Genomic DNA, 19240 nt, shown 5'->3' with positions numbered 1-19240 from the left:
CCCTGTCTCCTCAGTGCTCGGCCAGCGGGTTGGGGTGCGTGCCGTTCGGGTACAGCGCGTGGCGCAGCGCGCGGTCGGTGTACCGGGTGACCACGATCCGGTCGCGGTTCAGCCCGTAGCGCGGTATCTCGGGGGTGAGCAGGTCGTACTCGGCGAACCGCTCGGACAGCTCGGGGAACCGCTGCTGGAAGTCGAGGATCGTCTGCCGGACCAGCCGCCAGAACGTCTTCTCCGGTACGCCGAGCTGGTCGGCGCAGAGCGGGGCCAGGTAGCGGAAGTGCCCGACGAAGACCTGGTCGACGACGTGCTGCTTGATGATGGAGGGGTGTTTGCGGGGCAGGACGTGGTCGTGGCCGTCCGGCTCCGGCCCGCGTTCGGGCACGTCGGTGAACGACACGCACACGTCGTCCACGAAGTCCTTGAGGTACAGACGGGTCGGGACGTCGTTCTCGTCGTACCCGATCAGGGTGTTCTGCCCGTGCGGGTTGAAGGTGACGCCGTACCGGTACAGCACGTGCATGACCGGCACCAGCAGGGTGTCGAACAGGCGCCGCAGCCACTCCTGGGGGTCGAGGCCGGAGGCGCGGACGAGTTCGGCGACGAACGCGTCGCCGGCGTTGTCGGTGTGGAGGAGGGAGGCGAAGGTGCGTACCCGCTCGTCCGGGTCCTTGGCGGCGGACACCGAGTCGCGCCAGATGCAGCCGAGTGTCTCCAGGTGCTGGTAGGGCGCGTCCTCCAGCTTGGTGAGGTAGGGGTGCCGGACGGTCACCGAGGCGACCTCGCCGAGGAAGACGGTGCGGCACTCCTCGGTCAGGAACGCGTCGCGCTCCACGAGTCCGCGCAGCCACTGGGTGACGACGGGCGCGCCCATGGTGCAGTGGGGCGGGATGCCGCGCCAGACCAGGGTGTTGAGGATCTTCAGCGGGAGTTTGACGTCGTACCGCTCGGGGGTGGTGACGTTGGCCATCGTGCGGATGGACTGGCCGGGCAGGTACGCGTCCGGGCTCTCGCCCAGCGGGACGATGCGGCGCTGCGCCACGTCGGCGGCGTGCAGGGTCTGCACCGCGTGGTCCCACTGCCAGGGGTGGACGGGCAGCCACACGTAGGCGGCGGGGTCGACGCCCGCGTCGTGGAGCACCTGGGTGAAGCGGGCCCGGGTCTCCTCGTCCAGCTCCGCGTCGAGGATGCTGTTTTCGGACAGCTCGGAGGTGCCGCGGAACTCGGCGAGGCCGCGGTGGACGGCGACCCAGAGGAGTCTCAGCGACTGGGCGGACTCGGGGGCGTAGGCGCGGACGTCGGTGGCGGAGAAGCCGATGCGGCCCTTGTTGGCGACGAGGAGGTTGTGCCCGGTCATGCGGCACTCGAGTGCGGTGTGGTCCAGTGCGCGCATCTCGGCCACGGTCTCGCCGCCGTGGGTGATGCGGGCGGCGTCCACGGCCAGGGTGGCGGACAGCTCGGTGAAGTAGGTGGCGACGGTCGAGGGGTCGCTGTCGATGGTCGACGCCGCCTCGATGAGGAACTCCTGCGCGTCCCAGGCGGGTTGGGCGATGGAGTTGCCCAGCATGCTGGTGGCGGTGCGGGTGATCGAAGCGGGGTCGACCCGCAGCCAGCCGAAGGCGCCGGGCGTGGCGCCGAACGCGTACGTCGTGCCGCTGTCCAGGTCGACGCGGTAAGTGCCGTCTCCGGTCTCGACCGCCTTGAGCATGTCCTCGAAACACCACTCGCCCAAGGCCTTGGCGAGAAGTCGTCGATTGGCTTCCCGCCATGCTGCGGGAGCCACATCGGGCAGCGCGGGCACGGGATGGTCGGCGGGGGTGGGCATCAGGCAGCTCCGATGTCTGTCCGGATCATTGCGCTCGAACGTCTGGACGTCCGAGCGGGGTTAGATTAGGTTAGGCTTACCTAAAGGGGCAAGGTCAACTTCAAGCCATGCGGCCGAAGTTGCAGCCTGACGCGCCATCAACTCGCCGCCCGGTCGACCGGCCCTCCCGCTCCCATGGAGGTGATCAGCGGTGCCCTCCCGCAGTCGTACCCCGCGCTGGACCTTCGCCCTGGTCAGCGCCGGCGGCGTGATGATGACCCTGGACGTGACCGTCGTCAACGTCGCCCTCTCCGACATCGCCCGGGACGTCGACGCCGGGCTGGGCAGGGTCCAGTGGACCGTGTCCGCCTACTCGCTGGCGTTCGGCGCCCTGCTGCTCACCGCGGGCGCGCTCTCCGACCGCATCGGGCGCCGCACGGTGTTCACCGCCGGCATGGCGCTGTTCACCCTCGCGTCGGCCGCGTGCGGCCTCGCCCCGGACGCCGGCACCCTCATCGCCGCACGCGCCGCCCAGGGGCTGGGCGGCGCCCTGGTGTTCGCCCCGACCCTCGCCCTGCTGGCCGCCGTGTACGAGGGCGCCCGCCGCCAGGCCGCGATCGCCGCCTTCGCCGCCATCGCCTCCGCGGCCGGCGCGCTCGGCCCCATCGTCGGAGGACTCTTCGTCCAGTTACTGGGATGGCGCTGGATCTTCCTGGTCAACGTCCCCATCGGCGTCCTCGTCGTCGCCGGCGCGCTCACCCGCATGCCCCGGTCGGCGGCGCCCCGCGACGCCCGGCGCCGCCTGGACCCGCTGGGCGCCGCCCTCGGCGTCGGCGCCCTCCTCGCCCTGCACTACCCCCTGGTCACCGGCCCCGAAGCCGGATGGGCCGCACCGCAGGTGCTGCTCTCCGCGGCCGCCGGCGTCGTCCTCGCCGGAGCCCTCGTGGCCAGCCAGCGCCGAGGCGACGGACTGCTCGACATGACCCTGCTGCGGGTCCGGGCCTTCTCCGGCGCCGCCGTCCTGGGCTTCCTCGCCCGCCTCTCCAGCCTCGGCGTGCTCGCCTTCGTCACCCTGTGGCTCCAGAGCACCCACGCCTACACCCCGCTGGAGGTCGGCCTGCACCTGCTGCCCCTCACGGGCAGCCTGCTCGTCGTGGGTCTCTTCGTCGCCCGGCTGCAACGGGTCTTCTCGCCCGACGTCCTGGTCGCCGCCGGGTTCGCCGCACAGGGCGTGGGCCTGGCCGGGCTGGCCGCCGCCGGAGCGGGCGGCGCCCGGCCGGTCACGACCGTCGCACTCGTGCTCCTCGGCATCGGCGGGGCGGTCATCTTCCCGCCCCTGATGGGCGTCGCCGTCGGCGCCGCGCCCGCCGACCGGGCGGGCATGGCGTCCGGCCTGACCAACGCCTGCTACCCGCTCGGCACGGCGACCGGCGTCGCCGTCTTCGGCGCCGTGTTCTCCGCCCGGCTGAGCGACGGGCTCGGCACCGGACCCGACGTCACGGGAGCCGTGCGCGAGGCCGTCGAGACCGGCCGGTTCGACGTACTGGACCCCGCGCTCCAGCCGCTCGCCCGCACGGCCTTCTCCGGCGCGTTCACCGCCGTGTGCCTGGCGTCCGCGCTGGTCTGCCTGCTGGGTGTACTGGCCGCCCGCACCCTCAGGCCCGGCGCGGAGAGCGCCGGCGGGACCGCGAAGCGGCCCCGGTCCCGGATGGCGCGGGCGTCCTGAACGGCCGCCGCCGGAAGGTCACAGCCGACGCAGCAACCACACCAGGTACGGAGCCCCGACCAGAGCCGTGACGATGCCGACCGGGATCTCGGTCGGGGCCAGCAGCCACCGCCCCAGGGCGTCCGACGACACCACCAGCACCGCGCCCAGCACGGCCGCCATCGGCACCATCCGGGCCGTGTTGTTGCCGACGAGCCGCCGGGCCAGGTGCGGGGCGACCAGCCCGACGAAGCCCACCGCGCCCACCGCCGCCGCCGTACCAGCCGCCAGCACCGCGCCCGCGCCGAGGACCAGCAGCCGGGCGCGGCCCAGCTCCAGCCCCAGGGCGCGCGGCAGTTCGTCACCGAGCGACAGCAGGTTCACCGGCCGCGCGGCGACCACCAGCACCACCGCGACCAGCGCGGGCAGCGCCAGCCACACCAGGGCGGAGTAGTCACGGGCGTACGTGCTGCCCGCGAGCCAGCCCAGCGCGGACGAGATGTTCATCTGCGCCCCGACCACCATGATGTTGACCAGCGCCATCGACGTGGCGGCCGCGCCCAGCCCCACCAGCACCACCCGGGTCGGGTCCAGACCGGCGCGCCCGTCCTTGCGGCTTCCCCGCGCCACCAGGACCACCAGCGCGAGCATCAGCACGCCGCCGATGCCCGCGGCGGCCGGCAGCGCCACCAGCGGCGCCGACGGGACCACGAGGATCACCGCGACCGCGCCGAGCGACGCCCCGCCGGTCACCCCCACGAGCCCCGGCTCGGCCAGCGGGTTGCGCACCACCGCCTGCACGGCCGCCCCGGCGACCGCGAGGCACGCCCCGGCCAGCGCCGCCACCAGGACGCGCGGCAGCCGGTAGTCCACCACGGCCTCGGTGATCTGCTCCGCCGACCCGAACAGGGCGGCCCCCAGCTGACTCCAGCTGATCTCCACGTCACCGACGCGCAGCGACACGGCGATCGCCGCCGCCAGCGCCACCAGTCCGGCGCCGAGGGCCACCGTGTAGGCGGGGGCCCGCCGCCGGTCGGACACCACGACCGCGGCGCCCGTGTCGGCGTCGCCGGTGCTCACCCGCCGGGCCAGCGCCATGAACACCGGCCCGCCGATCAGCGCGGTCACCACACCGACCGGGATCTCGGCCGGCTGCGTCGCGGACGGCGACACGATCGCTTGCGCCGCCGCGTCGGCGCCCAGCACGAGCGCCGACGCCAGCAGCGCCGCCATCGGGATCATCGCCGCATGGGTGCGGATGCCCAACTGCCGTACGATCACCGGCGCGATCAGCCCGACGAAGCCGATCGGCCCGGCGAGCGACACCGCCGCCGCGGACAGCAGGACGGCGACCAGGAACGCGGCCGGCCGGACCCGCTCCACCCGTACGCCCATGGCCTCGGCCGTCTCGTCGCCGAGCGACAGCAGGTCCAGCGGACGGGCCAGCAGCGGTGCGACCAGCGCACCGGCGACGACGACCGCGCCGAGCGTCAGCGGCCGTTCCAGACCGGACTGCATCAGCGTGCCGTTGCCCCAGAAGAACAGCCCCCGGGTCGCCTGCACGTCCAGCATCTGGAGGAACTCGGCTCCCGCGGTGCCCGCCAGGGCCACGGTCGCACCGGCGAGCAGCACCCGCCCGGGCGTCATCACCCCGCTGCCGCTGAGCACGTACACCACGGCGACGGCGACGAGGCCGCCGAGGAACGCCGCGCCGCCCGCCGGGACCGGCCCGAGGCTCACCCCGGTGAACGCCACCAGCACCACGGCGAAGTACGCCCCCGCGTTCACGCCCAGGGTGTCGGGGGCCGCCAGCGGATTGCGCGTCGCGCCCTGGACGAGCACACCGGAGACGCCGAGGGCCACGCCGACGACCAGCCCGGTGAGGGTACGCGGCAGGCGGCTGCCGAGCAGGACGTCCGCGGTGCGCGGATCGCCGTTCCCGAGGAGCAGGCGGGCGATGTCGCCGATGCCCACGCCCGAGGCGCCGAGCCCCAGGTGGACCGTGCCGACCAGGCACAGAGCGAGTGACAGGGCGCCGCCCACGAGCACAGCTCGTGGGCGGCGGCCGAGCAGACGGGCGGCGGGTGCGGCCGTCGTCAGTCCGTCCGGGGCCATCAGACCTTCAGAGCCTTGCCGGTCTCGTCGAGGATGTGCAGCGCCGACAGCGGACCGCCGAAGAGCCAGGTGCCCGGGTCGAGCGGCAGGGCCTTGTCGTTCTTGACGAAGTCCAGGCCCTTCCACACCGCGTTGCCGGCGAAGGCACCGGTGAACGGGTTGTCGTTGTCCGCCGCCACGTACAGGAACGTGGCGTCCTTCTCGACCTTCGTCAGACCCTCGACGCCGACGGTGGTCATGCCCCACGTGTCCGACTGGCCCTTCCAGCCGTTCTTCAGCCCGGCCAGGTTGAGCACCTGCGGAGCGATGGCGTCGTCGGTGAGCATGCGGATCGAGGCGGTGCCGTTGGCGGTGAAGCCCTGCGCGAGCGCGTACTTCAGACCGCCCTTGCCCGCCTTGTCGAGCCGCCCCTTGAGGTCGGCGGCCTTCGTGTCGATCCGCCCGCTGACCTCGGCGGCCTTCTCCTCCTTGCCGACCGCCTTCGCCAGCTCGCCGAAGTTCCTCTTCATCGTCTCGAGCTGCGGCTTGGTGGTGTACGTGAACGACAGCACGGGTGCGATCGCCCGGAGCTGCTTGAGGTTGGCCTTCGACCGGTCGTTGTCGATCACGATGAGGTCCGGCTGGAGCGCCCTGATCTTCTCCAGGCTCGGCTCGTTGCGGTCGCCCACGTCGGTGACGCCGCCGGGCAGGGCGGCGCCCTTGGCGGTGATCCAGGTGCCGTACCCCTTGTTGTCGGCGTTGCCCGCGGGCGTGACCCCGAGCGCGACCAGCTCCTCGGTGTACGTCCACTCCAGCGCCACGACCTTGGTGGCGGGCTTGTCCAGGCTCACGCTGCCCTGGGCCGTCTGGACGGTGATCCTGCCGCCGGCCTTGCCCCCGCCGGTCTCGCCGTCCGTGGTGTCGCCGACCGTGCCGGACCCGCATCCCACCGCGGTCAGTAACAGGGCCGCGACGGTTCCGCCGGTCGCGAGGGCGCGCAGCATCTTCTGCATGGTGTCTCTCCTTGGGTGCGGTGGTGCGGGTCGTACGGTGGGTCGGTGCGTACGGGCGGGGCGGGCCGCGGGTGCCGTACGGGTGACGGGTTCAGGAGGCGGCGGGAGCCTGGGACCTCTGGGGGAAGCAGGCGAGGTAGCCGGTGGCCGGATCGCGGACGACGCTGACGCGCAGCCCGAAGGCCCGCTCGATGACCTCGGGCGTGAGGACGTCCCCGGCCGGCCCCGCGGCGGCGACCCCGCCGTCGGCGACGACCACCACGTCGTCGGCGTAGGCCGCGGCCTGCATCAGGTCGTGCAGCACCACCCCCACGGCGATGCCGTGCTCCCGCGCGAGGCGTCGTACGACATCCAGCACCTCGAACTGGTGGCGCATGTCGAGGTACGTGGTCGGCTCGTCCAGCAGCAGCACCCCGGCGCGCTGGGCCAGCACCATGGCCAGCCAGGCGCGTTGTCGCTCGCCGCCCGACAGCTCGTCGAGGCGGCGTTCGGCGAGCGGCGCCGCGTCCGTGACGTCCAGCGCCCAGTCGATCGCCTCCGTGTCGTCCGCCGTGTGGCGGGCGAGGGCGCCGCGGTGGGCGTACCGGCCGTGCCGCACCAGCTCGCGGACGGTCACGCCCGCGGGTGCCTGGGAGGTCTGGGGCAGGAACGCCAGCCGCTGGGACAGGGTGCGGCGGGCGAACGAGCCGAGCGGCGCGTCGTCGACGCGCACCTCCCCGCCGAGCGCCGGGAGCAGGCCCGCCACCGTGCGCAGCAGGGTGGACTTCCCGCAGCCGTTGGGGCCGACGAGCACGGTGATCGACCCGGCCCGGAGCGAGAGGTCCACCTGTTTGAGCACCGGGCGACCGCCGTGCCCGACCTCCAGGTCCTTCGCCACCAGGCGGACGTCACCCATCGACACCACTTTCCTTCCCCCACCGCCGGTCCGACGGCGCCACCATACAACTTAGGTAAGGCACACCTTAGAGGTCTGACCTCAATGGTTCAGCTTGTGACCATGTCGAGATCTTCCGCACCCCCATGCGCCCCCTGACGCACATTCAAGCCACTGTCACGGACTACCACTTGAGGTATAGGGAGAACCATTCTCCACAGGCTTCTGACAGAAAATCAGTGCCCGTGTCGCGTTAGTGTGCGTACGTGAATCTTCATGTGGTCATCGGTTTCGGGCCCGCCGGGGCCGCCACCGCCCGCCTGCTGGCCGGTCAGGGTCACACGGTGCGCGTCATCACCGCTTCGGGCCGCCGCCCCGAGCCGGGCATCGAGCACGTCGCGCTGGACGCGACGGACACCACGCGGCTCACCGAGACCGTCCGGGGCGCCGACGCGATCCACCACTGCGCCGCGCCGCCCTACCACCGCTGGGCCGGCGAACTGCCGCCGCTGGCCGCGTCGGTCTGCGCCGCCGCCGAGTCCACGGGCGCCGTACTGGTCCTCCTGGGCAACCTCTACGGCTACGGCCCCGTCGACCGCCCCATGACGGAGGACCTGCCCCTCGCGGCGACCGGCCCCAAGGGCCGCGTGCGCGCCGCCGTGTGGGAGCGGGCGCGCAGCCTGCACGAGCAGGGCCGCATCAAGGCGGTGGAGGTGCGGGCCTCGGACTTCTTCGGGCCGGGCGTGACCGGCGGCGGGCACCTGGCCGAGCGGGTCGTGCCCCGCGTGCTGGCGGGAAAACCGGTCACCCTGCTCGGCGACCCGGACGCCCCGCACAGCTGGACCTACGTCCCCGACGTGGCGCGGGCCCTCGCCGAGGCCGCCCGGAACGAACGGGCCTGGGGGAGGGCCTGGCACGTCCCGACCGGGCCCGCCCGGTCCGGCCGCGAGATGATCGACCGCCTCGCCGCCCGGGCGGGCACCGGACCGGTCCCGGTGCGCCGGCTGCCGCCGGCCGTCCTGGGCGTCGGGTCGCTCTTCTCACCGCTGCTGCGTGAACTCAAGGAGATCCGCTACCAGTTCGACCGCCCCTTCGTCGTCGACTCACAGGCCGGTGAGGCCGCGCTCGCGCTGGGGGCCACCCCTCTCGACAAGCAGATCGAGGCGACGGTCGACTGGTGGCGCGAACGCCCGGAGCGCCCGGCCGCCGGGTGACGGGTGACGGCCGGGGCGGGGGTCGGCCGCCGCTCACCCGAGGACGAGCGGGAGCCTCCCGGCCATCGCGCCCAGCGCGGTCCGCTCCGCGTCGGTCGGCGCACGCCGGCCCGTTCCGACCAGCAACGCGTCCTCGTCGGAGAACGACGCCGGGAACGCGGCTCCGGCGATCGCCTCCAGCATCTCCCGTGACCGCGCAAGCCCCTGAGGGGGCGGCCCCGCCACGTGCGGCAGGTGCGCGACCAGGTCCAGGTGGTGGAGCGTCCACTCCAGCACGTACGCCGAGAGGAAGTCGCCCGCGGTGAGGACCTGGTCACGGGTGCCGACGCGGGACTCCGGGTCGGCGAGCCGCGCCGCGCGGCCGGCGGCGGAACCGACGTCGTCGAGGTGGAACGTGAGCAGCGACGGCTCCTGGTAGGCGGCGGCCAGCCGGACGACCAGCGCGTCCAGCGGATCGTCGCCGGTCGGCGGCGTCCCCATGACCTCCCAGTAGGTCACCGCGTCCCGGGTCGGCGCCGTCCGCTCGGGCGTCGCCAGGGTGATCAGGACGTCCTGGGCGTCGATCACCAGGTGGCACACCAGGTCCCGCACGAGCCAGCCCGTACAGCCGGAGGGCCGTGCGAAGTCCGCCTCCGCCAGCCCGGCGACCGCGGTGCGCAACGCCGACCACGTGTGTGAGAAGAGGTCCACCCCGGCACCGTAGTGCGCGCCGGGCCGCCTTGGCGACCGGCTTGGGGGCCGGGTTACCGTGCGGGGCATGAACAGCGAGCGTCGCATCACCACACCCCCGCTCCGGCTCCGTGACGTGGTGGGACGCGGGGCGCTGTACGGGCTCGTCTCCGTACCCGTACTCGGCATCGGCTCGTTGTTCGTCACCGACCACCACGACCGGACCACCTTTCTCGCCGTGGCCGGCGGGTTCGCCGCCTCCATGGCGGCGGTCTGCCTCCTGTTCGGGCTCTTCTTCTGGTGGACCTGCGGGGGAGACATCCGGCGCTGCCGCGACTGGCGCACCATCAAGGGCCAGACCGAGCACCTCACCGTCGCCGCCCCGGTCATGGTGCGGATCGGGGTCCTGGCCCTCGTCCTGTTCCCCGGCGCCTTCGGGCTGTACCACCTCGTGGACGCCGCCGCGTACGACAGCTGGCTCCACGGCGGCTGACGGCACGGGCGAGGGCGCTCGTTGTGTCGGTACGCCGTGAGGTCGGTCGCTGGTCACGGGGTCGGCGTGCATGGCCCCGGGCACTGGCGCGGGCCGGCGAAGAACCTCGTGGAGCCGCACGACCCGATCAGCGACCCGCTCCGCGAATCACCCGAACAGCACGAGGCGACAGGCGGAGCCTCCACGGCGCGTCCGTCACTCTGTGTGCATGAGAACGTGGGTACACACGGTGCGGTGGTCTCTACTGGCCGGGGGGCTCTGCGCGACCGCCATCGAGCTGGGTGCGTTTGGGCTCGCGGACGTCTCGAACGCGCTGACGTATGCGGGAAGGCTCAACGGTGTCGCCTTCCTCGCGGCAGCGCTTCTGGAAGTCGCGGCCCTCGTCGCCCTGAACATCCTCAGGAAGGCGGACACGGCGAGCATCTCCGCCGTGGTCGTCCTCGTGGGTGTTCTGGTATCCCTGCTGGCGAACGTGGTTCTGCTCATCCTTCAGCTGGACGGCTGGAGCTACACGCGCTACCTGTGGGTCTGGGCGCTGCTTCTGCCGTGGTCGCTGTGGGCTCTGTGGGAGCTGCACCTCCTGAAGGTGTGGAGCCACGTCCCCCACGCCAAGGGCATCGCGGTGGGTGTGATCATTACCGGCGTCCTCGCCGTCGCCAACTTCGCGTACACGCAGATCTACCAGCCCTATACCTCGAAGGCCATGCTCACGAATTCGGTGGAGTTCGGGAAGGCGACCGTGGTCGACGGGGGTGTCAGTGTGCCGGTGCGCATGCGGACCCGGAACACGGGAGAGGTGGGCGTATACGTCCTTGGCTCCTTGTACCAGGTGAGCGGGCGAAGGCAATCGTTCGTCCCGACTCCGAGGAAGTCGTCGGACTGGTTCCACGACTTCGGCAGTCGGCAGAGGGACTTCATGCGGTACAGCGACGTCAGGGAGAAGAAGTACGAACTCTTTGCACAAGGCCAGTTCATCAGCAGGTCGGGGCCGGTGCACGTGCTGGAGCCCGGCGCGGAGGTGTTGACCGAGAAGATCGTCCAGTTCCCGGCGGGAGCGGACTTCGAGCTGCTGGGCGTCACGGCGAACATCGCCTACGTGCGAAGGGACCGGGTGAAGATCATTGACAACTACGACACATCTGGTCGCACTTCCTGGACCAAGGGGTACAAGTGCTGCTCCGAGGACGTGGCACCGCCGTGGGTCGCCCATGGCGTCCACACCATTCGCTTCCGGTCCCGCATCACGCACAGCAACGCCCTCCTGGAGAACACCAGGGCTCCGCACGACGTCACGCTCTGGTGGGTCCTGACCGAGCCTGCGCTCGAATCCGCCTATGGGCCGGAACTCAGGGCCCTCATCGGGCCGGAAGACGCCCATGAGCACGAGCCGACCCCTACCGAAGTGCGGCAGATGAAGGAGCGGTACGGGCTGGCCCACGCTCCCAGCGGAACCGTGCAGAAGACCGTGGCGGCCCTGCTGAAGCCGGAGTCGGACAGTCGTTGATTCGAGTGCACCGCCGGACGTGCCCTGACGGCCCCGGCCCGGGGCGGCCTCCGCCGCCGTGGACGCTGTCGCGAAGAATTTCCGAACCGGTTGAACGGATCACGCGCGCCGTCCGTATGTAGCTCGGCGCTTCCCCCACGGCAGGTGCGTGTCGAGGGTCGACGCCCCCCCGGTACGCGGCTAGGAGTTGTCATGACACATTCGCAGCGAAGACGCTCAAGACGAGGCAGAAGGACCGTCGTCCTCTCGATGGCGCTGATGTTGGGCGGGGGTGGACTGATCGCGGTCAACTCCTATGCGTCCGCCGGCGAGGGCTGGCTCGGTGGCGAGACCAACCGGACGCGGAGCACCGGTCCCACCGCCTCCACGATCGACTGCCCCGAGGTGGCGAACGGGCTCCCGGACGTCCCGGAGGCCGCGAGGCCCGAGGTCGACCGCGAGCTGGCCACCCTGGACAGCCAGATCACCGAGGCGTACCAGCGGTTCGTGGACGTGAAGGAGCAGGTCGACAAGGACCCGGCGTTCGCCCGGAACTCCGTCCTCGAACCGCTCAAGAACCAGCGCGCGGCGGGTCTGGACCGGATCGCCGTGGCCATCGGCCGGGTGGCGGGGGAGCGTCCGCAAGGGCTCCACGAGATGGCGACCTGCACTCTGAAGACGGACGGCGCCGACGACGCCGGAGCCGGAGCCCGCGGAGGCGGCCAGGAGCAGCAGGACGAGGGCCAGGAGCAGGGGCAGGATCAGGGCCAGAATCAGGGTCAAGGCCAGGGTCAGGGTGGCGGCGGTCAGGCCGGCAACGGTCCGGTCGCCGGCGACTTCGTCGACATCCAGAGCGTCCAGCCCAACGTGCGGAACCCGCAGCAGCGTCGCGGTGCCTCGCGCGGCGTGTTCTCGACCGACTGCGGTGTGAACGAGAACGGCAAGTTCAACCCGGACAACGTCATCGTGGCGCCCGGCGTCAGCAACGGCGCCCACCACATGCACGACTACGTGGGCAACCAGGCCAACGACGCCTTCGCCAGCGACGACGACCTCGCCAACGGGCAGACCACCTGCCGTAACCAGGGCGACAAGTCCACCTACTACTGGCCCGTGCTGCGCGCGCAGAACGGGAAGGCCGAGAACGACGCCGGCGCCGACGGCGGCGGCAAGGACCAGAACGTCGGTGAGATCCTCACGCCGACCGAGGTGACGCTGAACTTCGTGGGCAGCCCGGTCGCCAAGGTGACGGCGATGCCGCGCTTCCTGCGGATCATCACCGGTGACGCCAAGGCCTTCGTCAACGGGAATGCCAACGCCAACGCGTCCTGGAGCTGCACCGGGTTCGAGGACCGGCAGCTGAAGGACAAGTACCCGATCTGCCCGCAGGGCAGTCAGGTCGTCCGGTCGTTCAAGTTCCAGAGCTGCTGGGACGGCCAGAACGCCGACAGTGCCAACCACCGCACGCATGTCGCCTTCGCGGACGGCAACGGCAACTGCCCGGGCGGTTTCCAGGCCATTCCGCAGCTCCAGCAGCGGATCGTCTACGACGTCCCGCAGGGCACGGTGTTCGCCGTCGACTCGTTCCCCGAGCAACTGCACAAGCCGGTCACCGACCACGGAGACTTCATCAACGTCTTCGACGACGGTCTGATGAAGGACCTGGTCTCCTGCATCAACGAAGGACGCACCTGCGTCAACGGCGCCACGGGCAACGCACCGCCCGCCGGTGACGACGCGGGCCCGGCTCCCGACGCCCCGGAAGCCCCGGACGCCCCGGACGAGCAGAACGAGCCGAACGAGCCGCCCGCCGTCCCGGACCAGCAGGACCGTCCCACCGCCGCCCCGGAGGTGAAGGACCGGCCCGCCACCCCTCCGGCACAGCCCGAGGTCAAGGAACAGCCCGCCACCGCCCCGGCCCAGCAGGGCAAGCCCACTCCCGCCCCCGAGCGGCCGGACGCGCCGGCGCCCGCCTCCGGGGACGTACCGGACACGAAGGACGCCAAGGACGCGCCGGAGCCCGAGGGCGCGGGCGCCAAGTCGTCCGCCGCCGCCCCGCCCCGCGAGCAGGACTCGACGGACTCCGGCAGTGGGAACGGAGCCGGGACGAACGGACCCACGGCGAACGGACCGGCGACAAACGCACCCTCGACGACGACGACCGAACCCGCGACGGCCGCACCCGCGGCGAACGAACCGGTGTCGAACGGAGCGGGCACGTCACAGGCCGCGGAAGGCGGACTAGCCTCCACCGGCGCCCAGTTGTGGCCGTCCGCCGCAGGGGCGCTGCTGCTGATCGGCGGTGCCGCGCTCCTGTGGATGGGCAAGCGCCGTGAGCCCGCCACCGTCGGGAGGGGTTCCCGGCGCCGCCGGTGACACCTCGTTACGCCGGTGAGCCGGACACTCGCCGGCCGGGCCGGACCCGTACGTACCACGGGTCCGGCCCTCGGCGTTTCCGCGGACGTACCGGCCGACAGGCCGAGCGGCCGGCGGGGGCGCCCGGAGCCCCTACCGGTAGGTGGCGAGTTCGCCCGCGCGGCGCACGTCGAGCGTGACGCAGTGGAAACCACCGCCGAGGGTCCTGGAGTGGGTGAGCTGCGACGGGATCACCTCCACTCCGTGGCGCTCCAGCTCGCGGATGAGCCCCGTCTGGCGCTTGTCGACGATGGCCTTGCCGGGCGCGATCACCAGGAAGTTCATCCCGATCCAGACGGATGACTTCGGGTGGTCGCCGACGAAGCCGGTGTCCACCAGCTCCGGGCAGACGATCCGGTCCCAACCGCGCAGGAAGTCCGGGAAGTTGTCCTCGGTGACCCGGGCGGGGTTGACCAGCAGGAGCCCGGGGCGCAGCGGCACGATGGTCGAGTCGATGTGGGTGGACGTGTACAGGTTCTCGCAGGGGTGCACCGTGTACTGCGGCCCGAGCACCGACTGGAGCCACCGTGCGCCGCGCTTGTTGCCGCTGTCGGACACCTGGTAGAGCAGGTCCGTACCGAACCTGAGGATATTGGCCGCGTCGAAGGCCGGTTCCAGGTCCCGCAGGCGCTGTCCCGGCGGGGCGGTCGGCTCGTACATGTCGTCGGTCAGCTGGGGCTTGGGCGCCGACAGCCAGCGGGCACCGCTGTCCGAGTACTCCAGGAACAGGTCCTTGTAGGCGAACCCTTCGAGCCACCGGGACCGCAGCACCATGGGGGACTCGATGATCGCGTCGCCGACGGCGAGGAAGCCGTCCCGGGGGCAGTAGTCGTAGAAGCCGTCGGTGCTCCAGTCCGGTGTGGAGACGATCGACTTGTGGTCACGTCCGCCGGGCCGTCGTACGGTCACGCCGAGGCCGGTGAGCAGGTCGGCCAGCGCTTCGAGCTCGGCCTCGGTCTCCTCGGCCACCTGGGCGGGATAAAGGCCGGTCGGAATCTGTTGTGGGTCGTCTATGTCCGGGAATTCCGTGGCGAGCAGGCTCCGATCGACGATCGGCATCCGTGCGCCTTCCATGGTCCCTACGACGATTTCTTCGAGCGGGTCCCATTCCGTGTGGACATTGACCAGGCTCATCGGTTCGTCCCTCTCATGTCGTACGCCGTCGGTGCGGCGTCGGTAAGTCGTCCGAACACCGTGGTGAAGCGATCGAGCGGTAGCGAGGCGTCCTCTCCGGCTCTCCGGGTAAGCGAGGACGGTCGACTCAGACATGGCGTGGATATCCCCCCGGCAACACCGGGTGGCACGTGCAGCGTAATTGATCTACCGCCCGATATGGCAGGCCCACCTCAAGTATGGCTGGAATCGGACTCCAGTCCCGTGGCGTGCCCGCCGGGTGGTCCAGGCCGCCCCGCGGCCCGTGCGCGCCCGGCCGTGGCGGCGCCCGGACGGCGGGCGTGGCGGGGTCTCGCCGCACGTCGTGGTCGGGCCGTCCGTCCTGGCACGGGTACCCGGACATCCGGCACGGGTGATATCGGGGAGTGCGCCGGCCCTGCCGTTCACACCCGGCGTCAACCGGTTGGTGTGAAACTCCAATTGCGGGCCGAAAAGCATCCCCGGTGGCCGGACCGGGTTGACTTGACACTCGCTTAAAACATGAACTAGAACCTCCTAGGTTCGATCTTTGTGCGAAGAGACCCGTTCTGCCCATTGACATCTCCTCGTCACGGGAATGAGCCGCTCGTCCCCAGTAATCGCGCATGAGACAAGGCCGGGAGCGCTCCTCGCCGAATTTTTGATCATGACGCTTTTCCGAGCGTCCGCAGCGCCGTTGCCCGGTCGATGGTGAGACGCTCTGAGGAGCGGTGAGCGACACGACCCATGAGGTCGACGCGTCCAACAAGGGGGAAACCACAGTGCTGATCACATCGGTGGACCGGGGACGACCAGGCGGGCGTCCCCGGCGCCGGCACCGGGCCGCGGGCGGGCGCGTCGGCCGCCCCCGTCCGCGCGCCCTGCCCCGCGCCTCGTGTCGCGGCCCGGCGGTGCCCCCTACGCGCCGGTGATCGGCGCGGTGTCCTCCGCCCCGTAGGCGGTCATCCCCACACCGGGCAGGGCCACCCTGCCCCCCTTCACCCCACCCCCCACTCCCATCCCCCCACCCTTCATCCCCCCACAACCCGTTCTCGTCATGAATCAACACCTTGTTCGCGCTGTTCGTGCTGTTCGCGGTGCGGGATCCCGCTCTGAGCTCGGGCACGATCAAGCTCATGGCCGGTTCCGGTGCCGTCGGTGCATTGGCCGGGTCACTGGTCGCCGGTGTGGCGACCAGACGGTTGGGACTCGGTGCGGCGACGACCTCGTCCGCAGTCGAGCGAGGCTTCCAGCTACCCTCATGGAGGCGGAACAGAATGACCATTCGGGTACTCATCTGCGACGAACTCCCGGTCATCGGCGACGGTTTACGGACGTTGCTCGATGCCGTACCGGACATCGATGTGATCGGTTCGACCGACAACGGCATGGAGGCCATCGTGCTGGTGCGCACCGCACGGCCCGATGTCGTGGTCACCGATCTGACCCTGCGCACCATCTCCGGCCTGGAGATGATCCGCAGGCTCGGAAAAGAGGAAGCGCGCCCCAATATCGTGGTGTTCACGCGCCTGTCCGACGCCGACAAGACCGTCAGCGACGTGCTGCACACCGGCGCGAGCTGTCTGCTCGGCAAGGACGCCAGCCCGCAGGAACTCGTCACCGCGATCCGGGCGGCCGCCGTGGGCCGGACCGTGCTCGCGCCCGACATCGCGCACCGCCTCGTCGAGTGGTTCCGTGAACAGCCGGACAGCGCGGAGCCGGCACCCTGTCCGGAGGTGGACGAACTGACCCCCCGCGAACGGGAGGTGACGCAGATGGTGGCCCGCGGCATGTCCACCGAGGAGGTGGCCCGCGAGCTGACCATCGGCGTCGCCACCGTCCGCACCCACCTCTACCGGGTGCGCACCAAGCTCGGGGCCCGCGACCGCGCCCAACTCGTGTCACTGGCCTACCGTTCCGGACTCATCCAGCCGGCCGGACGCGCCCCCGGCGAGGAGGAGCCGGGCGCACGACAGGACCTCCGGGCGGGCTGACCCCTGCTGAGGCCGGCCGGGCCGGGCGGCGCCGCCGTCGCTGCGGCCGGCCTCACCGCACCTCACCGCACCTCACCGCGACCGGGCCGCCGCCGCGACCTGAGAGCCGGCGGCGCCCCCGCCGGCGGCTCGCCGGGCGCGGTCGAGGCGGGCGGCGCCGGCGAGCCGCCAGAGCGCGGCGGGCTCGCCGTACCGGCCCGCCTCGGCCGCGACCAGCCGGAAGTACCGGTGCAGCCCGAGCTCGTCCGTCATCGCCCGCACCCCGCACGCCTGCATGCACGAGCGCACCACGTCCCGGGCGGTCTCGGCGGCCGTCGCGAGCGCCACCAGCGGCGCCGTTCCGGTCCCGGCGGCCGTCGCGAGGGCCGCCACCGGCGCCGTACCGGTCCCGGCGTCCTGGGAGTCGACCAGCGAGGCGCCCCGGTAGACCACCGCCCTGGTCGCGCGCAGCGCCACCATCGCCCGGGCCAGTGGGAAGGCCACGGCGGGCAGGTCGCGCAGCCGGGTGTCGAACTGCCGCCGGACACCGGCGTGGCGCACCGCGATCCGGTGCGCGCCGTCGGCGACGCCCAGCAGGTAGGCGGCCTGTCGCAGCCGCGCCCGCGCCAGCGGACCCGTGGGCGAGTCGTCCAGCGCCCCGACCACGTCCGCCGGCGTGACCGGCGTGGCCTCGAACCGGACGACCTGCGGCCAGCACCCGGTCCCCGCCGTAAGGCCGGGCGCACCGGGCTCCACCGCCACCAGCAGCGGCTCACCGCCGGCCCGGGCGGCCACCAGGAGCGGCCCGTCCGCGGGGCCGTCGGCGGTGGCCGCGCCGGTCAGGTCCCAGCCGCCCGCCCGGGCCGTCGCCGTCACTCCGGCGCCGACCGGCAGCGCCTCCCAGCCGGCCGACGCGGCGCCACCCGGGTGCCCCAGGGAGGCGGCCAGCGCGTCGGCCCGGTAGGGGTTCCCGCACGCCGCACGGCCGAGTTCCTCGGCGACGACCACCCCGGCCGTCAGGCCGAGACCGAGCCCGCCGGCGGAGGCGGGCCGCTCGAAGTCGGCCGCGCCCAGGCGGTCGAGCACCTCCCGCGCGGGGCCGGAGGGGCCGTCGGCCACCGGGGGGCCGTGCACCCCGGACCGTACGGGGACACCGGCGAGGGCCGTGCGCAACGCCCCGCGCAACTGGACGAGGAGGGGATCGGGGGTGAGGTCCATGTCAGCGCTTCTCCTGTCCCAGGGAGTCGAAGGCGGTCGCCATGATTTGCAGCATCACCTCGGAGGTCCCCGCCGACAGGGTGAGCCCCGGGGCCTCCCGGTAGGCGGAGTCAAGGACCACCGCGGCCGGGGCGCGGTCCGCCCGCTGGCCGGGATCCGGGACACCGGCCGCCCATTCCGCGACGTCCCGGGCGAGTTCGCTGCTGTGGTACTTGGCGACGGCGGCCGTGACGGGATCGACCCGGCCGGAGGCGAGTCCGGTGAGCACCTCCCAGGCGAGGACGTGGTCCGCCGCGAGCGCGCCGTCGAAGCGGCCGATGTGCTCGAGGTGGGCGTCGTGCGTGGATTCCGGATCCCGGTCGGCCAGCGCCTCCAGGGCGGCCTCCAGCCAGCGTTCCGCCTTCAGGAAGTAGTCGAGACCGGTGCGTTCGATGGCCAGCGCCTCGTTGAGCAGCGGCCACCCCTGGTCACGGGCCCCGATGAGGTCGTCACCGGAGACCGGCACCGCGTCGAGGTCCACCCGGTGGAACTGCTCGTCGCTGACGCCGGGGATCACCGACACCGTCACACCGGGGGCGGTCAGGTCGACCAGGAACAGGCTGATCCCCTGGTACTTCCCGGCCCCCGGCGTCGTACGGGCCGCGCACAACCCCAGGTCGACGAAGCGCGTCTTGAGGCTGAACACCTTGGTGCCGGTGAGCCGGTAGCCGTCGCCGTCCGGTTCCGCCACGGTCCGCAGCGCGCCGAGGTCCGACCCCGCGTCCGGTTCGGTGTAGAGCACCGACGCGAACCGTTCGCCCTGGGCCAGTGCGGGCAGGTGCCGGCGCTTCTGCTCGGCGCTGCCCGCCATCAGCAGGAACTGGCCGACGATCTGGATGGTGTTGACGTGCAGCGTGTCCGGCACGCCCGCGCGCACCAGCTCCTCGGCGACGATCGCCGCGTCGGTGAGCGGCCGGTCCGCCCCGCCGAACTCGGCGGGCCAGTGCACGGCGAGCAGTCCGAGCTTGCCGAGCAGGCGGTACAGCGTCCGCATGTCCGGCTCGACGCCGTCCGCGGGCGTGGCGTCCGCCACCGCAGCGCGCACCTCGGCGGAGCGCAGCGCCTGCCGCACGTCCGCCCGGAACCGTTGTTGTTCCTCGGTGAATCCGTACCGCATG

Annotated in this window: 14 protein-coding genes; 6 read left to right on the top strand and 8 right to left on the bottom strand. The window is 72.1% G+C overall.

What is annotated here, in order from left to right; all coding sequences use genetic code 11:
• Positions 1-10: 10 nt before the first annotated feature.
• A complete protein-coding gene (locus EIZ62_RS06160; protein ID WP_156691705.1) occupies positions 11-1822 on the bottom strand; it encodes an IucA/IucC family protein in 1812 nt (603 codons plus the stop codon).
• 190 nt (positions 1823-2012) lie between these two features.
• On the opposite strand from EIZ62_RS06160, the gene EIZ62_RS06155 reads away from it, so the two are divergent.
• The gene (locus tag EIZ62_RS06155; protein ID WP_156691704.1) at positions 2013-3527 is read left to right on the top strand and encodes an MFS transporter; all 1515 of its coding nucleotides are present in this window, start codon (positions 2013-2015) and stop codon (positions 3525-3527) included.
• Between the two features lie 18 nt (positions 3528-3545).
• On the opposite strand, the gene EIZ62_RS06150 is transcribed toward EIZ62_RS06155, so the two are convergent.
• The 3 genes from EIZ62_RS06150 to EIZ62_RS06140 all read right to left on the bottom strand — a co-directional run bounded on the left by EIZ62_RS06150 (position 3546) and on the right by EIZ62_RS06140 (position 7508).
• The gene (locus tag EIZ62_RS06150; protein ID WP_156691703.1) at positions 3546-5621 is read right to left on the bottom strand and encodes an iron ABC transporter permease; all 2076 of its coding nucleotides are present in this window, start codon (positions 5619-5621) and stop codon (positions 3546-3548) included.
• Positions 5621-6613 carry an ABC transporter substrate-binding protein gene (locus EIZ62_RS06145; protein WP_156691702.1) on the bottom strand — a complete coding sequence of 331 codons (993 nt, stop codon included), beginning with the start codon at positions 6611-6613 and terminating at the stop codon, positions 5621-5623. Before EIZ62_RS06145 ends, EIZ62_RS06150 begins: the two co-directional genes overlap by 1 nt.
• Before the next feature lie 91 nt (positions 6614-6704).
• On the bottom strand, positions 6705-7508 hold the full coding sequence (locus tag EIZ62_RS06140) for an ABC transporter ATP-binding protein (RefSeq protein ID WP_156691701.1): 804 nt from the start codon (positions 7506-7508) through the stop codon (positions 6705-6707).
• Between the two features lie 245 nt (positions 7509-7753).
• Here EIZ62_RS06140 and EIZ62_RS06135 point away from each other — a divergent pair, with 245 nt between their 5' ends.
• Positions 7754-8701, top strand: a complete 948-nt coding sequence (locus EIZ62_RS06135) for an NAD-dependent epimerase/dehydratase family protein (RefSeq protein ID WP_156691700.1) — start codon at positions 7754-7756, stop codon at positions 8699-8701.
• Positions 8702-8734: 33 nt separating this feature from the next.
• On the opposite strand, the gene EIZ62_RS06130 is transcribed toward EIZ62_RS06135, so the two are convergent.
• The gene (locus tag EIZ62_RS06130) at positions 8735-9391 is read right to left on the bottom strand and encodes a maleylpyruvate isomerase N-terminal domain-containing protein (protein WP_156691699.1); all 657 of its coding nucleotides are present in this window, start codon (positions 9389-9391) and stop codon (positions 8735-8737) included.
• A 67-nt stretch (positions 9392-9458) separates the two neighbouring features.
• Here EIZ62_RS06130 and EIZ62_RS06125 point away from each other — a divergent pair, with 67 nt between their 5' ends.
• From EIZ62_RS06125 to EIZ62_RS06115, 3 genes are all read left to right on the top strand, one after another.
• Positions 9459-9863, top strand: a complete 405-nt coding sequence (locus tag EIZ62_RS06125; protein WP_156691698.1) for a DUF6336 family protein — start codon at positions 9459-9461, stop codon at positions 9861-9863.
• 208 nt (positions 9864-10071) lie between these two features.
• Positions 10072-11367 (top strand): hypothetical protein, encoded by a 1296-nt coding sequence (locus EIZ62_RS06120; protein WP_156691697.1) that lies wholly within the window; start codon positions 10072-10074, stop codon positions 11365-11367.
• A gap of 249 nt (positions 11368-11616) precedes the next feature.
• Complete coding sequence (locus EIZ62_RS06115) at positions 11617-13722, top strand: DUF1996 domain-containing protein (protein WP_425281798.1); 2106 nt, start codon at positions 11617-11619, stop codon at positions 13720-13722.
• Between the two features lie 132 nt (positions 13723-13854).
• On the opposite strand, the gene EIZ62_RS06110 is transcribed toward EIZ62_RS06115, so the two are convergent.
• The gene (locus EIZ62_RS06110; protein ID WP_156691695.1) at positions 13855-14895 is read right to left on the bottom strand and encodes an inosamine-phosphate amidinotransferase 1; all 1041 of its coding nucleotides are present in this window, start codon (positions 14893-14895) and stop codon (positions 13855-13857) included.
• A 1067-nt stretch (positions 14896-15962) separates the two neighbouring features.
• Here EIZ62_RS06110 and EIZ62_RS06105 point away from each other — a divergent pair.
• Positions 15963-16886: a response regulator gene (locus tag EIZ62_RS06105; RefSeq protein WP_244375499.1), complete on the top strand. Its 924-nt coding sequence runs from the start codon at positions 15963-15965 to the stop codon at positions 16884-16886.
• A 72-nt stretch (positions 16887-16958) separates the two neighbouring features.
• On the opposite strand, the gene EIZ62_RS06100 is transcribed toward EIZ62_RS06105, so the two are convergent.
• Both EIZ62_RS06100 and EIZ62_RS06095 read right to left on the bottom strand, forming a co-directional pair.
• Positions 16959-18083, bottom strand: a complete 1125-nt coding sequence (locus EIZ62_RS06100; RefSeq protein ID WP_156691694.1) for an acyl-CoA dehydrogenase family protein — start codon at positions 18081-18083, stop codon at positions 16959-16961.
• A gap of 1 nt (position 18084) precedes the next feature.
• Positions 18085-19239 (bottom strand): acyl-CoA dehydrogenase family protein, encoded by a 1155-nt coding sequence (locus tag EIZ62_RS06095; protein ID WP_156691693.1) that lies wholly within the window; start codon positions 19237-19239, stop codon positions 18085-18087.
• Position 19240: the final 1 nt, after the last annotated feature.

Origin of the sequence: Streptomyces ficellus (genome assembly GCF_009739905.1) — a bacterium.
Lineage (GTDB): Bacteria > Actinomycetota > Actinomycetes > Streptomycetales > Streptomycetaceae > Streptomyces > Streptomyces ficellus_A.
Note: the sequence above shows the minus strand (reverse complement) of the source record. Positions and strands in the feature narration are given on the sequence as shown.